Here is a 22,970-nt window from a genome sequence, read left to right on the forward strand (position 1 = left end):
CTCCTACGCATGAAATGCCGTTCAAAATTGACACTGATTGCTGCTAGCTTTTTGCTAGCAGCTTCAGCTCAGGCTCTTGAAGCCAAATTAAATCAGGACGATTTACCTCTACTCGCTCCTGAGGTTCAACACGAAACTGCTAGTAAACGTGTTACTTCTCGATTTACTCGTTCCCACTATAAACACTTCAATCTCAACGATGATTTCTCCCAAGCTATCTTTAATCGTTATTTAGAGATGCTGGATTATAACCGTAATATCTTCACTCAAGCTGATATTGACTCTTTCGCTACTTCATCTAAACAAATTGATGATCAACTGAAAGCCGGTAATAACCAAATTGCATTCGATGTTTATAATTTGTCCATGCAGAAGCGTTTTGAACGTTTCCAATATGCGCTGTCTTTACTAGATACTGAGATTAAGTTTGATACTGATGAAAGTATTGAGCTCAATCGTAGCGAAGCGGAATGGCCAAAAGATATCGCTGAAGTCAATGAGCTTTGGAGGAAGCGTGTTAAATACGACGCGTTGAATCTAAAACTTACAGGTAAAGAGTGGCCAGAGATTCAAGAAGTTTTGGAAAAGCGTTACAACAATGCGATGAAGCGTATTACGCAATCGCACAACGAAGATGCTTTCCAGATCTACATGAACGCATTCGCGCGAGAAGTTGACCCTCATACCAGTTACCTTTCTCCAAGAAATGCAGAGCAATTCCAGTCTGAGATGAATCTATCTCTAGAAGGCATTGGTGCTGTACTTCAAATGACAGACGACTACACCGTTATCCGCTCTCTCGTTGCTGGTGGCCCTGCGTCAAACAGCAAACAATTGAGTGATGGTGACCGTATTGTTGGTGTCGGCCAAGATGGCGAAGATATTGTTGATGTTATCGGCTGGCGTTTAGACGATGTAGTGCAATTAATTAAAGGACCGAAAGGGACTAAAGTTAAGCTACAGATCTTGCCAGATGGTAAAGATGCAAAAAGTCACGTTGTCACAATTGTACGCGATAAGATTCGCTTAGAAGACCGCGCTGTTAAATCAGAAGTTATCGAGAAGGATGGCAAGAAGATTGGCGTACTAGAAGTACCAAGCTTCTATGTTGGCCTTTCTAAAGATACTGATAAACTGATTACCGAACTTAAAGAGCAAGGTGTCGAAGGTATCATTGTTGATCTGCGAAACAACGGTGGTGGTGCACTAACGGAAGCAACCGAACTCTCTGGTTTGTTTATCAAAGAGGGGCCCGTTGTTCAAGTTCGTGATAGCTACGGTCGTGTAAAAGTGAACAGCGATACTGATGGTGAAATCAGTTACCAAGGTCCGTTAACGGTATTGGTGAATCGCTACAGTGCTTCAGCATCTGAGATCTTTGCAGCAGCGATGCAAGATTACGGTCGTGCAATCATCCTTGGTGAAAACTCTTTCGGTAAAGGTACGGTGCAACAACACCGTTCTTTGAATCATATTTATGATTTATTTGACAAAGAGTTGGGCTACGTTCAATACACTATCCAAAAATTCTACAGAATCAATGGTGGTAGTACGCAAAACAAAGGTGTAGTGCCTGATATTGCTTACCCAACGCCAATTGATCCGGCTGATACTGGAGAAAGTGTTGAAGATAATGCTCTACCTTGGGACAGTATTGATAAAGCTAATTACTCAGTGTTACAGCGTAACAGTGAGCAAGTTGCTGCTTTAACCGCTCAACACCAAGCTCGTATTGCAACAGACATGGAGTTTGGCTTTATCGCGCAAGATATTGAAAAATATAAGGCTGATAAAGATGATAACGACCTTTCCTTGAATGAAAAGGTACGTCAGCAAGAGAGCGATGATGCGGATGTGCTTCGTCTAGAGCGTATCAATCAACGTCAAAAAGCCGCTAAGTTAGAGGCATTTAAAACGTTGGATGATATCCCTAAAGACTACGAAGCCCCAGATGCTTACCTTGATGAGTCTGTCGCTATCATGCTGGATATGATAAAGAAATAGACGCTAACGTGCCTTGTTAAAGGCGGCGTTTTAAAAAAAGCGAGCTTAGGCTCGCTTTTTTTCTATCTGAGATTTGACAAAAATCGAGGCCATTTCTCGTCTATTAATACTTGGGTATATTCTGAATAACGTATTTTTAAAGGGTGTTTTTGCGAGCGATCATGTCGCGTAGCACTTCGTATTTAAAATTCAGTTACTTCGCATTTAAAATTTAGTGACTTAGATCAAATTTTTTCGCTTTCTATTCATTACGTGCCTAAGCTTAAAGAAAACGAGGGGGCGCGTATGAAATGGATTCTACTATTTTTATCTTGTTTAAGTTTTGTTGCTTTTGGGAGTGAGGTCGCTTCAAGCGACCAGCAATCAAAAAGTGATAGCAATCTATCTCATTTTGACCTTCCTTTACTGCTTGGTGATTGGTATTTGATGAACCCTGATCCTGAACAAGGTACTGAAAATTTTAGAGCGATAAAGCTAACCCTTGATTCAAATTATTCATTCTCCATTGATATTCAAAAGAAAGACTACAGTGTCGACCATTGGGAAGGCTTGTATAACGCCAATGAAGATACCATTATTTTGGGTTTAAACACCTCTGAACCACAAGTTTACGCCTATAGCAGTAACCATAATATGTTGAACCTCAACGGTGTCATGTTTACAAAAGCCTTACCGAATGCACTGGCAGGTATTTGGTCGAGTGCTGAACTTTCAGGTAGCGACCTGCGCGCGAGTAACATTCAAAAAATGGATTTAGTGCTTCAACCTGACTTTGTATTTATGTTCAGAGTGTCGGATGAAGTGGGGAGTGAAGTTGTTCGTCGTGGGGTGTATTACACAGAAGGCGATCAATTGGTACTTCTGTATGAAAATGGCGAGCACGGCACTCGTTACACATTAAACAGCGACGTGTTGACGCTTCAAGGTGAAGAAGGCGACATGTTTGCAGTGCTTAATCGTATTCGATAAGTACGAGTTTTAGCCCTAAAATTGAACTTGTTGATAATATGGCTCACAGTTCGTTTATTAGCCGTTCCTTTCTGATTTGGTTGATTAAATAGCAAAACATGGAGGCGTTTTACTACAATGCCTCCTTTTTTCAATATTCCCCTTGTGTTCTTGGCCCTCAACCTTTAGATATATACAGTTAAAATACAATTACGTATAACGATCAAAAGGAACCCGTCATGGCACATACACCTCAAGCCAAGTATCGTAAAGATTATCAATCACCATCTCACACTATTTCTCAAATCGATCTTACTTTCGATTTGTACGATTCAGCGTCCATCATTACGGCGGTGTCTAGTGTTAAGCAAGAGAAAGATAGTTCGACCTTAGTACTTGATGGTGAAGGTTTGACGTTGGTTTCTGTTTTAGTTGAGGGTCAAGAGTGGACGCAATTTGAGCAATCTGAAACTCAACTAACACTAAGCGGACTACCGAAAGATTTCACACTCACGATCGTGACGGAAGTAAACCCTGAAGGGAATAGTGCACTTGAAGGTTTGTATAAGTCGGGTGGTGCGTTCTGTACTCAGTGTGAAGCTGAAGGTTTCCGTCGTATTACTTACTACATGGATCGCCCTGATGTATTGGCAAAATTCACCACAACCGTAATCGCAGACAAAGCAGAAAATCCATTCTTACTCAGTAATGGTAACCGTATAGACGAAGGTGATGTTGAAAATGGTCGTCACTGGGTTAAGTGGCAAGACCCACACCCAAAACCTGCTTACTTGTTTGCACTTGTTGCCGGCGACTTTGATGTACTTCGAGACACTTACACCACACAATCGGGTCGTAACGTTGACCTCGAAATCTTTGTCGACAAAGGTAATCTAGACCGCGCAAACCACGCGATGGTGTCTTTGATTAACTCAATGAAGTGGGACGAAGAGCGTTTCAATCTTGAGTATGACTTAGACATCTACATGATCGTAGCTGTTGATTTCTTCAACATGGGCGCGATGGAAAACAAAGGCCTGAACGTATTCAACTCTAAGTTTGTTTTAGCGAACGACCAAACTGCAACGGATACCGATTACCTAGGCATCGAAGCGGTAATCGGTCACGAATATTTCCATAACTGGACCGGTAACCGAGTGACGTGTCGCGATTGGTTCCAACTAAGCTTGAAAGAAGGCTTAACCGTATTCCGTGACCAAGAGTTCTCATCTGATCTTGGTTCTCGCGCAGTAAATCGAATCAACAATGTTCGCATTATTCGCGGGCCACAATTTGCAGAAGATGCAAGTCCAATGTCTCACCCAATTCGTCCAGAAAAAGTGATAGAAATGAATAACTTCTACACATTGACGGTGTACGAAAAGGGCAGCGAAGTGATCCGAATGATCCACACATTGTTGGGTGAAGACGGCTTCCAAAAAGGCATGAAGCTTTACTTTGAACGTCACGATGGCACCGCTGCAACTTGCGAAGATTTCGTTGCTGCAATGGAAGATGCGTCGGGCGTTGACTTGTCCCAGTTCCGTTTATGGTACAGCCAGTCTGGTACGCCGACGCTGTCTGTTGAAAGTTACTACGACGCAGACAAAAAAGAGTACACGTTAACGACTCGCCAAGTAACAGCGCCAACTCATGAGCAAACGGAAAAGCAAGCTCTGCATATTCCTTTTGATATCGAGTTATACACCGCTGCTGGCGAAGTCGTTGAGTTACAATGTAACGGAAAGCCAGTTCACAACGTACTTGATGTGAAAGAAGCGGTACAAACGTTCGTGTTTGAAAACGTTTCAGAGCAACCGATCCCATCGCTACTGCGTGAATTTTCTGCGCCAGTGAAACTGGAGTACGACTATTCAGATGAAGAGCTGATCTTCTTGATGGTGAATGCTCGCAATGAATTTTCTCGTTGGGATGCGGGCCAAATGCTGCTAGCGAAATACATCCGTAGCAATGTAGATAACGTTCAACAAGGTCAAAAGTTTGAACTTTCTGCTTCTGTTGTTGATGCATTCCGCGGGGTACTACTTAGTGATTCACTAGAACCTGCGTTTATTGCAGAAATGCTTTCTCTTCCGAGTCATAACGAAGTGTCGGGTTGGTATGAGCGTGTTGATATTGATGCGGTCGCATCTGTTCTTAACTCAATGAAAGTAACACTAGCTGCAGAACTTGAAGACGAGTTAGCGGCGGTTTATCACAGCAATGCACTAACAGAATACACGATCGATCACGATTCGATTGGTAAGCGTACTCTACGTAAAGTTTGTCTAAGTTACTTAGCGCATACTGAAAAGGGTAATGACTTGGCTGTTGCTATGTACCAACAAGCAAACAACATGACAGATACAATGGCAGCGATGGGCGCGGCGAACAGTGCGCAACTCCCATGTCGTGAAACTTTAATGGCGGATTACAGCGATAAGTGGAAACACGATGGCCTTGTCATGGACAAGTGGTTTGCATTACAAGGTACAAACCCAAGTTCAAACGCACTTGAAGTAATTAAAGCGTCGATGTCGCACCAAGCGTTCAGTTTGAAGAACCCGAACCGTACCCGTAACTTGGTAGGTTCGTTCCTAAACATGAACCCGGTTCAATTCCACGACAAGTCTGGTCAGGGCTATGAGTTTGCAGGTGAAATCTTGCGTGAGCTTAACAGCAGTAACCCGCAAGTGGCGTCGCGTTTGATTGACCCGCTACTTAAGTTCCGAAAGTACGATGATGAACGCCAAGCTCTAATCAAAAAAGAACTTGAGACGCTGAAGAACATGGACAACCTTGCAAAAGACTTATTCGAGAAAGTGGCAAAAGCACTAGAGGTTTAAGTTAGCAGCAGTTCGTTCAGGTAAACAGTTTACTAACTAACGAAACGTCATCAGTGGTAGAGAATATCTGCCACTGTTTTTTTTGTTTCTGGGTTATCGAATTTTCGATAAGCTAGAGCAGTTTCAGTTTCAGTTTCAGTTTCAGTTTCAGTTTCAGACATCGTTAAGTGCCAAAAACACCGGCACTGTATGTTTATACAGGTATCGTATGAATCGCTATATTTTCCAACTTAACATCTCATATCAGCAGTTTTTGGCTAGCTACTCGGGTGCAGCAAGTAAAGTTCAAGTGATAACAACAACAGGATTGCGCTTACAGCTACCTGCAACTCGCTTCAGACCATTTCTTACACAAATAGGGGTTAGAGGACAGTTTAGGTTAACAACTGACCAAAAAAATAAGTTTATTAAGTTGGAAGCTCTGTAAAGCTTGGCGTGCCTAGTGAGTTAAAGGGAATCTTAATCACATAATCAAACATTTCACCTCTTACCACCTCTAAAACAATTAACTATTTATCAATAATGCTTTTACAATAAATAAATGCATTACCTTTGCTTAACTCGTTAGTAGAACTGGCCTTGAAGGCTTGATTCAAACGCTAGCTTAAGTAAGCCCCCTAATAATAAAATAAAATTCTAATTGTGGAGTGTGACTATGACCGCACGTGAAACTGTGGTTCCAGTTTTACTTGAAAAAGTTTACAAACTGATTCAAGACAAACTTGACCTTGCTCATCGACCTCTCGTAACTCAACTTGCTCAACATTTGTTTAGTAATGTTTCTCACGACGATCTAACTCAGAGAAACGAATCCGATTTATATGGTGCTGTAGTTAGCTTATGGCATCACATCAATGAAAAGAAAGCTGACCAAATCTCTGTTCGTGTTTTTAACCCGACAGTAAGTCGTCAAGGTTGGCAATCTACTCACACTATCGTAGAGATAGTCGTACCAGATAGCCCATTCCTTGTAGACTCTGTAAAAATGGCGCTGACTCGCCTAGACCTTTCTTCTCACCTTATGCTTCACAATCCAACACAAATCTCTCGCTCTGATAAGGGTAGTGTTGTCGGCGTTAGCAATAACGAAGGTGCATTCCAATCGCTTTTCCATATCGAAGTAGACCGTCTTAGCAGCAAAGCTGAAATGACAGCGCTCAAAACGGAGCTACTGGATATCTTTACCGATACTGGTTTAGTCGTGAACGATTGGCTGAAGATGGTTGAAAAACTTGAGGAAGTAACGAATCAAGTTGAAAAGCAAAAAGAAAGCATTCCTGTAGACGGTCAACGTTTTGATGAGACGTTGGCGTTTCTTCGTTGGTTAGGCGAGCACAACTTTACGTTCATGGGCTACAAGGAATATGACCTTGTTTCTGTAAATGGCGACACAGAACTACAACCGACCAAGGAGCAAGGTCTTGGTTTGTTTGCGAATTCAGATCGTGTGCGTAACGTTAAGCTGTCTGAGTTTTCTGATTCGGCACGTCTTGAAGCCAAAAAGCCTTATGTACTTATCGTAACCAAGGGCAACACGGCTTCACGCATTCACCGCCCAGCTTATAATGATTACATTGGTATTAAGAAGTTCGATAAGAACGGTAAAGTCATTGGTGAACACCGCTTTACTGGTCTTTACACCTCTGCCGTTTATAACCAAACCGTTGAAACGATTCCTCTTGTTCGCGAGAAAGTAGAGCGTATCTTAGACGCGAGTGGTTACCGTGAAGGTTCATACTCTTACAAAGCACTGCACAACATTCTAGAAAACTACCCGCGAGATGAACTGCTTCAAGCTCGTGAAGAAGAACTGCTTGAAGTCGGTACTGGCGTAGTTCAAATGCAAGATCGCGATCTTCTGCGTTTGTTTGTTCGCAAAGACCCGTTTGGCCGTTTCTTTAGCTGCATGGTTTACGTTACCAAAGATCGTTACAATACCGAACTTCGTCGTCAAACCCAACGCATCTTGAAGCAGTATTTCGGTTGCGAAGAAGAGGTCGAATTCACGACATACTTCTCTGAAAGCCCACTGGCAAGAACGCACTATATTGTTCGTGTTGATAACAACAACATGGATGTGGACGTGAAAACAATTGAGCAAAATTTAATGGAAGTATCGTCTACGTGGGATGACCGCCTGTCTGAATCAATCGTTGCTAACTTCGGTGAGAGCAAAGGTCTTCCGTTATCGAAAGAGTACATGCGTGCATTCCCACGTTCGTACAAAGAAGACATGATGCCTGGTTCTGCTGTTGCAGACATCGAGCGTCTAGAAGCACTAAGTGAAGACAACAAACTGGGTATGCTTTTCTACCGTCCTCAAGAAGAGGCAGTAGACTCTAAAGCTGTTCGTTTGAAGCTGTTCTACCACAGTGATGAGCCGATTCACCTGTCTGATGTTATGCCAATGCTTGAAAACTTTGGCCTGCGCGTTATTGGTGAATCACCTTATGAAGTACGCAAGACCAATGGGGTGACTTATTGGATCCTTGATTTCTCGATGCTGCATAAGAGTGACAAGACGATTGATCTTCGTGAAGCGCGCGATCTATTCCAACAAGCCTTTGCTGCGATTTGGGAGGGTGAATTAGACAGCGATGGTTTTAACCGCTTGGTATTGGGTGCTGCTCTTTCTGGCCGTGAAATCTCAATCTTACGTGCGTATGCGCGTTACATGCGCCAAGTGGGTTTCCCATTTAGCCAACAATACATTGAAGACACATTGTCTCATTACCCAGATCTAGCGAAAGGGTTAGTGAGCTTATTCGGCAAGCGTTTTGATCCTAAATTAAAGGGTAGCGCGAAAGGCCAACAAGATCTTATTAAGAAGATCACTGAACAGTTGGATCATGTAGAAAGCTTGGATGATGATCGTATCATTCGTCGTTACATGGAAATGATCACAGCAACGCTTCGTACTAACTACTACCAGTTAGACGACAACAAACAGTCTAAACCTTGGTTGGCTCTGAAAATGAGACCAAGCGAGATCCCAGATATCCCAGCGCCGGTTCCTGCGTTTGAGATCTTCGTTTACGCACCAGACATTGAAGGTGTGCATCTACGTGGCGGTAAAGTCGCTCGTGGTGGTTTACGTTGGTCAGATCGTCAAGAGGATTTCCGTACTGAGATTCTAGGCCTAGTTAAAGCACAACAAGTTAAGAACACAGTAATTGTACCGGTTGGTGCAAAAGGTGGTTTCGTTTGTAAGCGTCAGCACACTATGTCTGGCCGAGACGAGATCTTCGCTGAAGGTCAACGTTGTTACAAGCGCTTCATCCGTGCACTACTAGACGTATCAGACAACATCATTGAAGGTGAGGTTATTCCACCTAAGAGCGTTGTTCGTCACGATGAAGATGATCCGTATTTGGTTGTTGCCGCCGATAAAGGTACCGCAACGTTCTCAGATCTAGCAAACTCAGTATCTGCTGAATACAATTTCTGGTTAGGCGATGCATTTGCCTCTGGTGGCTCTAACGGTTATGACCATAAAGCTATGGGAATAACGGCGAAAGGCGGCTGGGAATCTGTTAAACGTCACTTCCGTGAAATGGGCATCAACTGTCAAACAACGGACTTCACCGCTATCGGTGTAGGTGATATGGCGGGCGATGTGTTTGGTAACGGCATGCTGTTGTCTAAGCATATTCGTATGCAAGCTGCGTTTAACCACATGCATATTTTCATCGACCCGAATCCAGAATCAGCATCAAGCTGGGTAGAGCGTGAGCGCTTGTTTAATCTACCTCGCTCAAGCTGGGAAGATTACAACAAAGACCTGATTTCTCAAGGTGGTGGCATTTTCTCTCGTCGAGCGAAGTCTATCTCTCTGACGCCTGAAATTCAGAAAATGCTGGGTACTAAGAAAGCATCAATGGCACCGAATGATTTGATCAAAGCGATCTTGTCTATGCAGGTTGATCTTCTTTGGAATGGTGGTATCGGTACTTACGTTAAGTCTTCAAACGAGACTCATACAGATGTAGGTGACCGTGCAAATGACGTGCTGCGTATCGATGGCCGTGACCTAAAAGCTAAAGTTGTTGGTGAAGGCGGTAACTTGGGTATGACTCAACTGGGTCGTATTGAATACGCGCTGACGGGTGGCCGAGTTAATACCGACTTTGTTGATAACGTTGGTGGTGTTGACTGTTCGGATAATGAAGTAAACATTAAGATCTTCTTGAATGGTTTGGTGTCTAATGGTGATCTAACCGTTAAGCAACGTAACCAAGTGCTTGAATCGATGGAAGATGAAGTTGGCGAAATCGTTCTAGACGACGCATATTGTCAAGCTGAGTCTATTTCGGTTACTGAGCATCAAGGTGTTGGTTTAGTAAAAGAGCAAATCCGCTTTATTCATACAATGGAAAAAGCAGGGTACTTGGATCGTGGTTTGGAATACATCCCAGATGACGAAACACTGCTCGAGCGTGAAAAACAGGGCCAAGGCCTAACAAGACCTGAGCTTTCTGTACTTGTCGCTTACGGAAAAATGGTGCTTAAAGAAGATCTTGTTAGTGATGATATCGCTAATGATGAATTCCATGCTCAACAGCTTATGCAGTACTTCCCAACAGCGTTACGTCGTAACTATTCTCAGCACATGGATAATCATCCACTACGTTCTGAAATCATTGCGACGGCACTGGCTAATCAAATGGTTAACGAGATGGGCTGTAACTTCGTTACTCGTTTGCAAGAAGAGACGGGCGCGAATATTGTTGATATTGCCAATGCTTACGCGGCATCACGTGAAATCTATGGTCTTGGCAAAGTTCTGAAGAGCATCCGTGAACTGGACAATGTTTCAAGTTCTGAAGCTCAATATGAATTAATCTACCATGTTCGCCGTACACTTCGTCGCTTGGCTCGTTGGTTGCTAAGAAACCGTAGCGGTAAACAGTCAGTGAAAGCACTGATTGAACTTTACCAAGGTGATGTTCTTACTATCACAGAGAAACTGGATGAAAACCTAGTGGCTTCTGAAGTAGAAGAGCATAACGCAATGGCACAGCTATGGATTGACCAAGGCGTAAACGCTGAGTTGGCTAATTCGGTTGCGCGTTTGTCTAGCTTGTACTCGGCACTGGATATATCCACAGTAGCTCGTGAGACGGGTAAAACAGTACAACAAGCGTCGAAGCTTTACTTCAACCTTGGCGATCGTTTGTCTCTGCACTGGTTCTTGAAGCAAATCAATGGTCAAGCTGTAGATAACAACTGGCAAGCACTAGCGCGTGCAGCATTCAGAGAAGATCTGGATTGGCAGCAACGTCAGCTAACTGGCCAAGTGCTTAACTGCGGTTGTGCTTCAGACATCGATGTGATTAAAGCGCTTGATGATTGGATGGAAAGTAACTCTGTTTCTCTACATCGTTGGGAAAGTATCCTCAATGAATTCAAAGTGGGCTCGGTTCATGAGTTTGCCAAGTTCTCAGTAGCACTGCGTGAATTGATGTTGTTAAATCTAAATTGCATGTCGACAGATTAGTGATTAGATAAAACGAAAGACACAAGGGCAGGCCATAAGGTCTGCCTTTTTCGTTTCTATAAAGTGGCATCAGTAGGTCTAACGATTGTTGACGGACCCACTTCGACGGACACCTTGTTTGTTGTTAAAAGAGTGGGTGGCTGTAATATGGTAGAGACTAGAAATGAGTAAACTGACTGCAGAAACGATAACGTTTGCTTAATAAAGAACCTCATTCGCTAACAAACTCGATTATCTTACCCTTACAGACAGTAATAGATTGAATAGTTGGGTAAATAAGTAAATAATATCGCCCCGTTTACACGGGGCTTTTTTCTATCGGAGGCACAATGCTCTACCGTCTAGCCAGAACTGGCTTTTTCCAACTTGATGCCGAAAAGGCACATGATCTTGCAATTCAAAATTTCAAACGCTTCACAGGCACTCCTATTGATCTTTTGTATCGCCAACAATTACCTAATCGACCTGTAGAATGCATGGGTCTTACTTTTAAAAACCCAGTTGGCCTAGCTGCTGGCCTAGATAAAAACGGCGAATGTATTGATGCATTTGGCGCAATGGGTTTTGGTTTCGTAGAAGTAGGAACGGTGACTCCTCGTCCACAAGCAGGTAATGACAAACCACGTCTGTTCCGTCTTGTTGAAGCTGAAGGTATCATCAACCGCATGGGGTTCAATAACCTAGGCGTGGACAATCTTATTGAGAACGTTAAGAAGTCGAACTACGACGGCATCTTAGGTATCAACATCGGTAAGAATAAAGACACACCAATTGAAAAGGGCGCTGAAGATTACTTGATCTGTATGGAGAAGGTATATCAATACGCTGGTTACATTGCTGTGAACATCTCTTCACCCAATACTCCAGGACTTCGCTCTCTACAATACGGCGAAGCTCTAGACGATCTATTGTCTGAACTTAAAACGAAACAATCTGAACTAGAAGAGAAGCATGGTAAATATGTTCCTCTTGCTCTTAAGATTGCTCCGGATCTAAGTGATGACGAAATTAGCCAAATTTGTGAATCATTGATCAAAAATAAGATCGATGGTGTAATCGCAACAAACACAACATTGGATCGTTCAATCGTTGAAGGCATGAAACATTGCGATGAAGCGGGTGGCCTAAGTGGACGTCCTGTTCAATCTCGCAGTACGGAAGTGGTTCGTAAACTTCACGAAGAACTTGGTGACGCATTACCGATCATCGGGGTAGGTGGCGTTGATTCGTATGTTGCTGCGAAAGAGAAAATGATGGCAGGCGCGAAGCTTGTACAAGTTTACTCTGGTTTCATCTACAAAGGCCCAGGTCTTGTAGGCGACATCGTTAAAAATTTATAGCCCCGAAAACCAAAGCTTTTATAAATCTAGCTTTTATAAACCCAGTGCTTATATAAACAGAGTTATCAAAAAGATTTGGTTATTTTAGGAAAGCTATAATTTTGCATCGTCTTACTAAAAGAGACACTGTAACTCACTGAGTTGTAGAGAAAAGCGATAAGAAAGAGGAATTCATTTCCTCTTTTTTTTTGCCTATTGCTCAGTAAAATTACTGTAATTGAAGGTAATTTTGCGTTTTACCTAATGGAATGGTTCAACAGTGTGAGACGAAATGATGCTTAAACCTAGCGATACATGGAGTTGGTATTACGATGAGCAGCAATGTTCATTAATGCTAAACCTCGGAGAGGATATGATTTTCAAAACGAATCTGGTCCGCAATAAGCTGGTAGACTGCGCGTTTAGAGATAATGAATTCACCGTTGATGACGCATCTTCATACCAAACCTTCAAAGAACAAATTTCTGGCTTAGAACTGTCTGAGCCTCGCCAAGCTGAACTCGCACTATATTGTGTGGCAGCAAAGCGCTTCCACAAGCCTGTACAGCCTAAAAGTTGGTTCTTCGATTCACAAGGCGCTGGCCACGACTCTCCTAAAGAAGGGGATATCGTACAAATGAATAACGAGCATAGCCTAGGTTACTTCATTGTATTAGAAGTGGGAGAGTGTGCGAGCCTATGTGCATTTGTCGACTTAGAAGAGTTTCTGCTCACACCTTCAAAAGGGTTAAGCTTTGGAGACTCGATTAAGGTGATGCACGATAGGATGGTAGACGCGAACTCTATTCTTCATTTTCATCATACACATATTGCAATGGTCGGTTAATTCCCCAGTTTAATTCATCATTTCTAACACACATTGCAACGCATAAACCTATCAAACCTTCCTTAGAATCGGCTCAATAGCCGATTTTTTTGTGCCTAAAACCCCTTATCCAGATAAATACATCACCGGTTAACTATTTAATTAGTGAACTTGTGACTGTTTTTTCATCTTAATTTCTGCCTATTTTCATCGCCAGAAGTGTAAATTACCTCCCTTTATTCCCTGTTTTTGTGCTTTTGTAGCTAACTTTCAGTCTTAAATTAACTCTGGTGTATACCAGTTTTAGGGTGAATATAAATTCACATCGCCGCATTGGTCGATGTTTGGTCATAAATTGTGCTGATTCGATAAGTCTTATGTTCTAAGGGGATGTGGGTAAGCGATCGCTTCATGACTGTGTATTTGCTAGCCAGTTAGTCGAAAGATTCAATGAAAAGACAAGTTTAGTGTGATGCTCTAATAACAAATTCAGGTATAATCGAGCTAATTTTTATCAATAAAAGAACACTATGAATCAATATCTAGCGGTTACCTCAAACGGCCTTGAGAATTTATTAGTTGAAGAACTAACCCAACTAGGGATTACAAATGCAAAACCTGTTCAAGCAGGTGTTAAATTCAAAGCGACCAATGAGCAAATTTATCGTTGTTGTTTATGGAGTCGTTTGGCTTCTAGATTTGTACGTGTCCTTTCTGAATTCACTTGTATGGACGACATGGATTTGTACCTATCAACCACCGCGGTTAACTGGGTAAATCAATTCCATAGCTCTAAGCGTTTTGTTGTTGACTTTAACGGTACAAACAACGAAATCCGTAATAGCCAATACGGTGCGATGAAAGTAAAAGATGCCGTTGTTGATAGCTTTGAGAAAAAGTCTTTACCTCGTCCGTCTATCAGCAAAGAAAATCCAGATATTCGTATTCACGTTCGTTTACATCGTGATAAAGCGATTCTTGGTGTTGATATGGTAGGTAGCGGTCTTCACCAACGTGGTTACCGCCCAGAATCAGGCCGCGCACCATTGCGTGAAACTCTTGCTGCAGCGATTCTTCTTCGTAGTGGCTGGGATGCGACTAAGCCTTTCCTAGACCCAATGTGTGGTTCGGGTACGTTAGTGATTGAAGCGGCAATGATGGCAGCGAACATGGCTCCAGGTGTCAAACGCCAGAAGTGGTGTTTTGAATCACTAGAAGATTTTGAACCAGAACTGTGGGCTGAAGTGAAAGCTGAAGCGAACGTTCAAGGTCGTCGTGGCGTTAAGAAAGTAGAATGTAAGTTCTATGGCTACGACAATGACGAGCGCATGATCAAAACAGCGCGCGACAATGCTCGTCGTGCTGGTGTTGAAGAGCTGATTGAATTCGAAGTAGGCGATGCTGCAAAGCTTAAGCGTCCTACAGAGTTTGTTGATGGTGTGATTGTTTCTAACCCACCTTATGGTGAGCGTCTTGGCACAGAACCGGGTTTGATTGCACTTTACACGGCATTCGGTGCACAACTTAAAGCGGAATTTGGCGGTTGTAACGCGTCTATCTTCTCTAGTTCAGACGAACTGCTTAGCTGCTTACGTATGCGTGCAGACAAACAGTTCAAATTGAATAATGGTGCGTTACCGTGTCACCAAAAGAATTACTCAATCTCAGATCGTCCGATGTCAGAGCGTCCAACGGGTGAACAAGAGCAACTTATTGCCCCAGACTTCGCAAACCGTCTTAAAAAGAACATCGGTAAAATTGGCAAGTGGGCTAAGAAAGAGCAATTGGATTGTTACCGTATCTACGATGCGGACTTACCAGAATACAATGTAGCGATTGACGTATACCCAGGTCACCTAGTGATTCAAGAATACGCAGCACCTAAAGATGTACCGGAAGAGAAAGCAAAACGTCGCTTAACCGATATCATCCGTGCTTCTATTCAAGTAACTGGCGTTGAAGCAAACAACGTGGTTCTTAAGGTTCGTCAGAAGCAGAAAGGCCGTTCTCAATATCAAAAAATGGCTCAAGACTCCTCTAACCTAGAAGTGAACGAATACGGCGTTAAGCTGATTGTTAATCTTCATGACTACTTAGATACAGGCTTGTTCCTAGATCATAAGATCACTCGTCGTCGTATCGGTGAAATGGCTGCAGGTAAAGATTTCCTTAACTTGTTTGCTTACACAGGCAGTGCATCTGTTCATGCTGCTGTGGGTGGCGCACGCTCTACAACAACCGTTGATATGTCTAATACCTACCTTGAGTGGGCAAAGCAGAACATGGAGCTTAATGGCCGTGTTGGTCGTCAACATCAGTTTGTTCAAGCTGACTGCTTACAGTGGTTGGTTAAAGAGCAGGGTTCTTACGACCTGATCTTCATCGATCCACCAACGTTCTCAAACTCTAAACGTATGGATCAATCTTTTGATGTTCAGCGTGATCACATTCAATTGATGGAAAACCTAAAGCGTCTTCTTCGTGAAGAAGGCACGATTGTGTTCTCTAACAACAAGCGTCACTTCAAAATGGATGTAGAAGGCCTAGAAGAGTTAGGTCTCAAAGCTCAGAACATCTCAGCTAAAACACTTCCATTGGACTTCTCTCGTAACAAGCACATTCATAACTGCTGGTTGATTACACATAAGTAATTAAGAGATTGTATAAGGATATAGCGTGCTGACTCTCTACAGTACAGAAGGGTGCCATCTATGTGAGATGGCATTCAAACTCACGGAACAGTTAAACATTAGCCATCACGTCAACGTTGTCGACATTGCATTTGATGATGAGCTCTTTTCCCGTTACGGGGTCACTATTCCGGTGCTCAAATTTGAAAGCTCTGACTTTTCTCAAAGCTCAGAGCTTAACTGGCCATTTGGCTTGTTAGAACTTAATGATTGGTTAAAAAAGAATGGCATTACTTACAATTCATAACGGGCAATTAGCGTTTGGCGATCACCCGTTATTAGATCGTGCGGACTTTGCACTGCAAGAAAACGAACGTGTGTGTTTAGTAGGGCGCAATGGCGCGGGTAAGTCGACATTGATGAAGATCCTGTCAGGGAACATCATCATGGACGACGGTAAGATGCAAATCACACAAGATGTGGTTGTGTCTCGCCTTGAGCAAGATCCACCACGTAATGAAGAAGGCACCGTTTATGATTACGTTGCTGGTGGCCTAGCGGAAATTGGCGAACAGTTGAAGATCTACCATGATCTTTTGGATCTCATTGGTACTGACCCTAGCGAAAAGAACTTAAATCGTCTTACTCGTGTACAAGAGCAGTTGGATCATGCCAACGCATGGCGTTTCGAAGATCGCGTAAGTAACGTAATGGCGGCGCTTAAACTCACTGCTGAAACAAAACTGACCGATTTGTCTGGTGGTTGGCAACGTAAAGCGGCGCTTGCTCGTGCGCTTGTATGTGACCCAGACGTGCTTCTACTCGACGAACCGACTAACCACCTAGATGTTGCGACAATTGAATGGTTAGAAGGCTTCCTGAAAGACTTCCGTGGTTCAATCATCTTTATCTCGCATGACCGTGCTTTCATCAAGTCAATGGCAACTCGCATTGTTGATCTTGATCGCGGCAAGCTAAGCTCGTTCCCTGGTGATTACGAAAACTACTTGCTAGAGAAAGAAGAAGCCTTACGTGTCGAAGAGATGCAGAACGCTGAATTTGATAAAAAGCTTGCTCAAGAAGAAGTGTGGATTCGTCAGGGCATTAAAGCTCGTCGAACGCGTAACGAAGGCCGTGTACGTGCACTTAAGAAGTTGCGTGAAGAGCGCATCAATCGTCGTGAAGTGCAGGGTAAAGCGGTTATTCAGATCGATGATGGTCAACGTTCAGGCAAGATTGTATTTGAAGCAGAGAATCTTAACTTTGGCTTTGAAGGCAAAGAGATTGTTAAAGATTTCAGCTTCAACATTATGCGTGGTGATCGTATTGCTCTGATCGGCCCTAATGGCTGTGGTAAGAGTACCGTACTTAAACTGCTGCTTGATCAGCTGAAGCCCGATTCAGGCCGTCTGCATTGTGGTACTAAACTTGAAGTGGCTTACTTCGACCAATACCGTGAAATCCTAGACCCTGAGAAGTCAGTAATTGACAATCTGGCGGATGGTAAGCAAGAAGTGACAGTAGGCGGCCGTGAGCGCCATGCACTGAGCTACCTACAAGATTTCTTGTTCTCTCCTAAACGTGCTCGCACTCCAGTGAAGGCATTGTCTGGTGGTGAGAAAAACCGTTTGTTATTAGCTCGTATTTTCCTTAAATCGAATAACTTATTGATTCTCGATGAGCCAACCAACGATCTAGATATCGAAACTTTGGAACTTTTAGAAGATTTGCTTGCCAACTATCAGGGTACGCTTCTTTTAGTGAGCCACGATCGACAGTTTGTTGATAACACGGTTATGACAAGTTGGATTTTTGAAGGCAACGGCGTTGTTGAAGAATTTGTTGGTGGTTACCACGATGCTCAGCAACAAAGAAAGCAGGCTATAGAGTACCGACAGGTTGAAAAGCCATCAAAGCCAGAGAAAGTAGTTGAGGAAACTCCCAAAACTGCGCCAGTTAAGGCTAAAGCTAAGAAGTTATCGTATAAGCTACAACGAGAACTCGAAGCGCTACCTTTGCGTTTGGAAGAATTGGAAACTCAAATTGAAACTCTTCAGGAAGAAGTCAACGATCCTAGCTTCTTTTCAAAATCTGTAGAGCAGACACAACCAGTATTAGATAAGCTATCTGCAGCAGAGCAGGAGCTTGAAGTTGCTTTCGAGCGCTGGGAAGAGCTCGAGGCACTACAACAGGAAAGTTAAGAAGTAATCATGACTTGTAATAAATTTAAATTAACAACAGTTGCAGCCTTAGTTTTGGCTGCAACTAACGCGAATGCTGCACTGTACAAGGTAGTTGAAGTCGCGGCTCCTAGCTCTATTGTCGGAGCTTCTGAAACGTTTGGTGTCGCGATTCAACCAGCGGCGGTTACCGGAACTGAAAGTTGTTTTACCACCGGTACTATTGGTGGTGTCGCTTGTGATAGCTTTAAGCTAGCAGGTGAAACACGTAATTCAGTTGAAGCTATTAGTTACCGTGAAGAAGTTCCTTTCGCTATGGACGCGGTCTTCCAATATTTACAAGAGTTCGATGACTTCAAAAACTATTGTAACCGTGAACTAAGATATTCCACATGTGAAAGCTGGGCGAAAACTCGCTGGGAAGATACTTGGGCTAAGGAAAGAAATAACCTGAGTTATGTAAATGCAAAGGCATTTATAGAAGGCGGGGCAATACTCGATACTCGCAATACAGTGATCAACTCTCTAGATAAAGATGCCAACCCACTAGGTGTTAAGTCTGAGGGAACCATCCGAAACAATGCAATGTTTACAACGACAGCCAAGCCTGCAGGATCTTCTGAGACTCGTGCATGGAAAGCTATCACGGCGAGTAATGGTACTGTTTACAATGTAGGTAGTGTGTCTACTAGTGAAACCATTACGGACACGTCAACGCCGGATCCTGTGTTTAGTTCAAAAGCTGCTATTTGGGATGGTACGAATACCAAGTCAATCGATTGGACTCGTGGTGGAACTGCTAGACAAGGCGATTACTATGCTCAAGGTAGCATGCGTTCAATTGCCGAATCGGATACTAAGTTTTATGGCGTAGGCTACAATACTGTTGATGGTAGTGGTGACCTACAAGATATGAATGCATCGGTATTCATCAGTAAATCTTTGGACTTAGCTGACAGCACGAATACTTGGACGACTAAATCAATTGAAGGCGCTAAGGTCAACTCTAACTCGTCTAACGATTACAAATACAGTAACTCTGTAGCGACCGATATCAACAAAAACTTGTTTGTTATTGGTAACTCTAAGCGTAATGGTCGAGTACCTGAAAGTGGTAGCGCGGGAAGCAAGATGTTCGTTGTGACTGATGCTTCAGCTGCGACTCCAACAGCGACATACCTAACGGGTGGTATCTTCTTTGCTGGTTCGAGTGGTGAAGCTAAAGCAGTTAACAACTTCAATGAAATTGTTGGTCAAGTAGACGCTGAAACAACGCGTGAAGTTGATGGCAGTGAGCGCAGACACCGTGGCTTTATTTACCCTTATCAAGCCACTGGTACTGACCCATCAAGAATTGATCTATTTCAGAACAAAGCTTGGTGGCTAGACGATCTAACTAATGATGGCAACGTTTCTGGAGAGAACAACAAGTTCCGAATCATTGATGCTTCAGGCATCAACGATGCGGGTGTTATCTCTGCGACTGCTATCAAATGTGTTGTTGGCGGCACACCTAAACCATACGATACAACGTCTCACAACTCATACTGTGGCGGTGCTGCGTCTAATGCGGTTGAAAAGGTTGTTGCGGTTAAATTGATTCCTATCGAAGGTAAAGGTAAGAGTGATATCCAAGCTCGTAGTACTGATACAGCAAAGGTCGATCGTAAAGGCGGTAGCTTAGGTTGGTTCGCTTTGACTGTACTCGGCTTATTAGGGTTCCGTAGAAAATTTAAATAATTTCATCTCTTGAGCCCGAGTTCACAATTCTGAATTCGGGCTTTTTTTTCGCCTTGAGAAAAGTGAAAAACTGGTCGATTCTTAAAGTTGGAGTCACAAAAACTCCGCAAAGTTGTAATCATTGTATGTTAGTAAATAGAACACCCGTATGAGGACTGCACTATGAAGAGACAAAAGCGTGATCGACTAGAACGAGCACAATCTCAAGGCTACAAAGCTGGTATAAACGGTAGGTCACAAGAAGCTTGCCCATATAGCCAAATGGATTCTCGGTCTTATTGGTTAGGTGGTTGGCGTGACGCCAAAGGTGATAAGCAATCAGGTCTCTATAAATAGATAGGGCGGAACATATTCAAAGATCAAGGCTCCATTGTTGTACAGCAGTGGAGCCTTGTTAGTTTCAGAACAATACAAAGATTCCCAGAGCTATTTAGCATTCTAGTTTCGCTATCATAAGTGTATCGCTGGTGGATTTATCCTGTTTCAAATTTAATACGGGATACCTTAGTGCACTATAACTAAATTTATTGGAGTGAAAATAAAGCAGCCATGGGCTGCTTTATTAAAATCTAGCTGCGTTATTTATTCTAATCAAATGGTTAGATTAGAATGCTGAAGTATCTTGGAAAAGGCCAACTTTCAAATCTTTAGCAACATAAATCTCTTTGCCATCAACAAGTACGCGACCATCTGCAAGGCCCATAACTAGGCGACGGTTAACAACACGCTTCATGTGGATTTCGTAAGTCACTTTTTTCGCAGTAGGTAGGATTTGACCAGTGAATTTCACTTCACCTACACCTAAAGCACGGCCTTTGCCTTTGCCGCCAACCCAACCAAGGTAGAAGCCAACAAGCTGCCACATTGCATCAAGTCCTAGACAACCAGGCATTACTGGGTCACCAGGGAAGTGACAGTCGAAGAACCATAGGTCAGGAGTAATATCCAGTTCAGCAAGAATCAAACCTTTACCGAAATCACCTTCAGTCTCAGACATTTTAGTGATGCGATCCATCATCAACATGTTCGGTGCTGGTAGTTGAGGTCCTTCAGGCCATAGTTCGCCTTGGCTTGATGCTAGAAGATCTTCGCGAGTGTAAGAATCACGTTTGTTTTGCATTATCAATTACTCCAATTTTTGATAGGTGCATATTAGTGAACAGGTGTACGCTAAACAAGTCCGATGAGTACTAGACAAACCAGTTTTTAATGCGTCCAACAATTCCAATAGGGTGCTCATGTCTTTCAAAGTTTTCAATACGTTCCGCAATTTTGCTCAGAACGCTTTCTTGTTCATCGTCTCTAAATGGTTTGTTCATAATAAGAGGAATAGCTTCATCTACATTAGAGACAGACCAAATATGGAATTCTTTGTTTTTGATGCTTTCAATTAGGTCTGGCTTCAGAGCAAGATGTCTTAAGTTAGATCTTGGAAGGATCACACCTTGTTCGCCAGTTAACCCGTTGTGTTTACACACATGATAGAAGCCTTCGATTTTCTCGTTTAGCCCACCAACTGCTTGTACACGACCGAATTGGTCGACAGCACCGGTTACCGCTATTTGTTGATTGATAGGGTATTCCGACAAAGCACTTACCAAAGAGCAAAGCTCAGCAAGAGAAGCACTATCGCCATCAACTTCGCAGTATGATTGCTCAAACACAACAGAAGCAGCATATGGCAACGGATCTTCAAGGTTTAACGCGCTGCTTACAAACGCTTGCATGATCATCATGCCTTTAGCGTGAAGGTTACCACCGAGTTCCGCTTTGCGTTCAACGTCGGCAATATCACCATCACCAAAGTGGATAACACATGAAATTCGGGCTGGTTCACCATACGATACTGGGTGTCCTGGTACATCGATAACCGTCAGGCCATTAACTTGTCCAACTTGTTCACCTTCGGTTTCGATAATAACTTGGCCATCTCGAATATCATCAAGAGCACGTTCCGGTAAGTAAGATTCGCGGTTGTATTTGTGTTGCTGTGCTTGCTGAATATGGTGACCATCAATCTCACCATGGTCGGCTTCAATCAAAGCTTCGTTCAATAACGCATTGTGCCAAATCGGGCATAACGGTATATAACTTTGGTCTTCAGTTTCTCTTGCTCCAGCAGTAAGAATGCCTGTCACAGCTTGTTGCGTGATGTTTGGCAGTTCATAACGTTGTTGGAGCCATTTAAGGTAACCAAGATATTGAGTCAACGTCTCTTCTGTTAGCTTTATGTCTTGTTCAATTTCACTGAATAGGCAGAAGCCGGTTTGAATATCACTGTCTAGGTAATCAAGATCGCCGAGTTGAGCTCGGTCTCCAACCACAATCAACTTAATATTGTAGGTAAGCGGTAAAGATGGAGATTGGTTTAAATGTTCAGGGTTGCTACTGATGGGCTCTACGGCCTCACCAAGAAGTGCAGATTTAAGCAGTAACCAGCTTCCCGGGTTTGCTAGAATCAAGTTGGCTGAAACAATCAGGTAGCCATTGTTCGCTCTAGCCAGTAAGCCTGGCTTTGTCGCAACGACTTGGCCGTCTTTTGATTGAACTTGGTCAAACAGAGAGACAGCATTTAAAGACTCAGTTTTAATTACTGGTAACGTGTGATCATCTAAAGCAGTAACTAAAGATTCAACAATCATTTGACGATAGATCGAATTGTCCGGAGCGTTGACAAGTAAAACACGCGAAAGATTAGACAAGCGGACAAAGCGGGTTAGCGCATCGTTGAATCTATGTTGAATGTCTGAAAATGGGAAAGGCGAGATGTCAGGGAATTGCTCTAATTGAGCGTTATATTCGTCGTACTGAGGCGTAACATGTCGCCAATCTACTAGAGTCATTTAAGTTTCTGATTATGATAATGAGGTAGGGAGTATATAGAAAAACCGATCTCGCTTGTAGCTCTATGTTGTAGTTACTAATCACTAAGCTAATATAAGTATGATCTTGGTCTATTCTTTCAAGACAACAATTGTTA

14 protein-coding genes are annotated in these 22,970 nt (G+C 42.9%); 12 read left to right on the forward strand and 2 right to left on the reverse strand.

All coding sequences use genetic code 11. The features are described from left to right. The first annotated feature begins 9 nt into the window (after positions 1-9). From prc to rmf, 12 genes are all read left to right on the forward strand, one after another. The gene (gene prc / locus Q5H80_RS06510) at positions 10-2,004 is read left to right on the forward strand and encodes a carboxy terminal-processing peptidase (RefSeq protein ID WP_304569296.1); all 1,995 of its coding nucleotides are present in this window, start codon (positions 10-12) and stop codon (positions 2,002-2,004) included. 285 nt (positions 2,005-2,289) lie between these two features. Continuing rightward, a complete protein-coding gene (locus Q5H80_RS06515; protein ID WP_009846656.1) occupies positions 2,290-2,973 on the forward strand; it encodes a hypothetical protein in 684 nt (227 codons plus the stop codon). 218 nt (positions 2,974-3,191) lie between these two features. Beyond that, positions 3,192-5,798 carry an aminopeptidase N gene (gene pepN, locus Q5H80_RS06520; RefSeq protein WP_304569297.1) on the forward strand — a complete coding sequence of 869 codons (2,607 nt, stop codon included), beginning with the start codon at positions 3,192-3,194 and terminating at the stop codon, positions 5,796-5,798. A 208-nt stretch (positions 5,799-6,006) separates the two neighbouring features. Then, positions 6,007-6,225 (forward strand): DUF2835 domain-containing protein, encoded by a 219-nt coding sequence (locus Q5H80_RS06525; RefSeq protein WP_004733645.1) that lies wholly within the window; start codon positions 6,007-6,009, stop codon positions 6,223-6,225. A gap of 228 nt (positions 6,226-6,453) precedes the next feature. Next, positions 6,454-11,295, forward strand: a complete 4,842-nt coding sequence (locus Q5H80_RS06530; protein WP_304569298.1) for an NAD-glutamate dehydrogenase — start codon at positions 6,454-6,456, stop codon at positions 11,293-11,295. A 329-nt stretch (positions 11,296-11,624) separates the two neighbouring features. After that, positions 11,625-12,635, forward strand: coding sequence for a quinone-dependent dihydroorotate dehydrogenase (gene pyrD, locus Q5H80_RS06535; protein WP_009846660.1), 1,011 nt, complete (start codon positions 11,625-11,627; stop codon positions 12,633-12,635). A 271-nt stretch (positions 12,636-12,906) separates the two neighbouring features. Beyond that, on the forward strand, positions 12,907-13,461 hold the full coding sequence (locus tag Q5H80_RS06540) for a cell division protein ZapC (RefSeq protein ID WP_304569299.1): 555 nt from the start codon (positions 12,907-12,909) through the stop codon (positions 13,459-13,461). Between the two features lie 509 nt (positions 13,462-13,970). Continuing rightward, the gene (gene rlmKL, locus Q5H80_RS06545; protein ID WP_304569300.1) at positions 13,971-16,091 is read left to right on the forward strand and encodes a bifunctional 23S rRNA (guanine(2069)-N(7))-methyltransferase RlmK/23S rRNA (guanine(2445)-N(2))-methyltransferase RlmL; all 2,121 of its coding nucleotides are present in this window, start codon (positions 13,971-13,973) and stop codon (positions 16,089-16,091) included. A 67-nt stretch (positions 16,092-16,158) separates the two neighbouring features. Next, a complete protein-coding gene (locus tag Q5H80_RS06550; protein WP_009846663.1) occupies positions 16,159-16,377 on the forward strand; it encodes a glutaredoxin family protein in 219 nt (72 codons plus the stop codon). Further along, entirely contained in the window at positions 16,355-18,271 is a 1,917-nt protein-coding gene (locus Q5H80_RS06555; protein ID WP_009846664.1) for an ABC transporter ATP-binding protein, read from the forward strand. Before Q5H80_RS06550 ends, Q5H80_RS06555 begins: the two co-directional genes overlap by 23 nt. 9 nt (positions 18,272-18,280) lie before the next feature. Further along, positions 18,281-19,990 carry a DUF3466 family protein gene (locus tag Q5H80_RS06560; RefSeq protein WP_304569301.1) on the forward strand — a complete coding sequence of 570 codons (1,710 nt, stop codon included), beginning with the start codon at positions 18,281-18,283 and terminating at the stop codon, positions 19,988-19,990. 162 nt (positions 19,991-20,152) lie between these two features. Next, on the forward strand, positions 20,153-20,326 hold the full coding sequence (gene rmf, locus Q5H80_RS06565; RefSeq protein WP_009846667.1) for a ribosome modulation factor: 174 nt from the start codon (positions 20,153-20,155) through the stop codon (positions 20,324-20,326). Between the two features lie 268 nt (positions 20,327-20,594). Here rmf and fabA read toward each other — a convergent pair whose 3' ends face one another. After that, positions 20,595-21,110, reverse strand: coding sequence for a bifunctional 3-hydroxydecanoyl-ACP dehydratase/trans-2-decenoyl-ACP isomerase (gene fabA, locus Q5H80_RS06570; protein ID WP_010440782.1), 516 nt, complete (start codon positions 21,108-21,110; stop codon positions 20,595-20,597). A gap of 70 nt (positions 21,111-21,180) precedes the next feature. Continuing rightward, positions 21,181-22,833, reverse strand: coding sequence for a Lon protease family protein (locus tag Q5H80_RS06575; protein ID WP_304569302.1), 1,653 nt, complete (start codon positions 22,831-22,833; stop codon positions 21,181-21,183). Between the last annotated feature and the right edge of the window lie 137 nt (positions 22,834-22,970).

It is taken from the genome of Vibrio sp. SNU_ST1 (assembly GCF_030563405.1).
Lineage (GTDB): Bacteria > Pseudomonadota > Gammaproteobacteria > Enterobacterales > Vibrionaceae > Vibrio.

What these genes read in the sequence shown, in the direction of transcription:
- prc (WP_304569296.1), top strand. Translation starts at nt 10, where the DNA reads ATGAAATGCCGTTCAAAATTGACACTGATTGCTGCTAGCTTTTTGCTA.
- Q5H80_RS06515 (WP_009846656.1), top strand. Translation starts at nt 2,290, where the DNA reads ATGAAATGGATTCTACTATTTTTATCTTGTTTAAGTTTTGTTGCTTTT.
- pepN (WP_304569297.1), top strand. Translation starts at nt 3,192, where the DNA reads ATGGCACATACACCTCAAGCCAAGTATCGTAAAGATTATCAATCACCA.
- Q5H80_RS06525 (WP_004733645.1), top strand. Translation starts at nt 6,007, where the DNA reads ATGAATCGCTATATTTTCCAACTTAACATCTCATATCAGCAGTTTTTG.
- Q5H80_RS06530 (WP_304569298.1), top strand. Translation starts at nt 6,454, where the DNA reads ATGACCGCACGTGAAACTGTGGTTCCAGTTTTACTTGAAAAAGTTTAC.
- pyrD (WP_009846660.1), top strand. Translation starts at nt 11,625, where the DNA reads ATGCTCTACCGTCTAGCCAGAACTGGCTTTTTCCAACTTGATGCCGAA.
- Q5H80_RS06540 (WP_304569299.1), top strand. Translation starts at nt 12,907, where the DNA reads ATGATGCTTAAACCTAGCGATACATGGAGTTGGTATTACGATGAGCAG.
- rlmKL (WP_304569300.1), top strand. Translation starts at nt 13,971, where the DNA reads ATGAATCAATATCTAGCGGTTACCTCAAACGGCCTTGAGAATTTATTA.
- Q5H80_RS06550 (WP_009846663.1), top strand. Translation starts at nt 16,159, where the DNA reads ATGGCATTCAAACTCACGGAACAGTTAAACATTAGCCATCACGTCAAC.
- Q5H80_RS06555 (WP_009846664.1), top strand. Translation starts at nt 16,355, where the DNA reads ATGGCATTACTTACAATTCATAACGGGCAATTAGCGTTTGGCGATCAC.
- Q5H80_RS06560 (WP_304569301.1), top strand. Translation starts at nt 18,281, where the DNA reads ATGACTTGTAATAAATTTAAATTAACAACAGTTGCAGCCTTAGTTTTG.
- rmf (WP_009846667.1), top strand. Translation starts at nt 20,153, where the DNA reads ATGAAGAGACAAAAGCGTGATCGACTAGAACGAGCACAATCTCAAGGC.
- fabA (WP_010440782.1), bottom strand. Translation starts at nt 21,110, where the DNA reads ATGCAAAACAAACGTGATTCTTACACTCGCGAAGATCTTCTAGCATCA.
- Q5H80_RS06575 (WP_304569302.1), bottom strand. Translation starts at nt 22,833, where the DNA reads ATGACTCTAGTAGATTGGCGACATGTTACGCCTCAGTACGACGAATAT.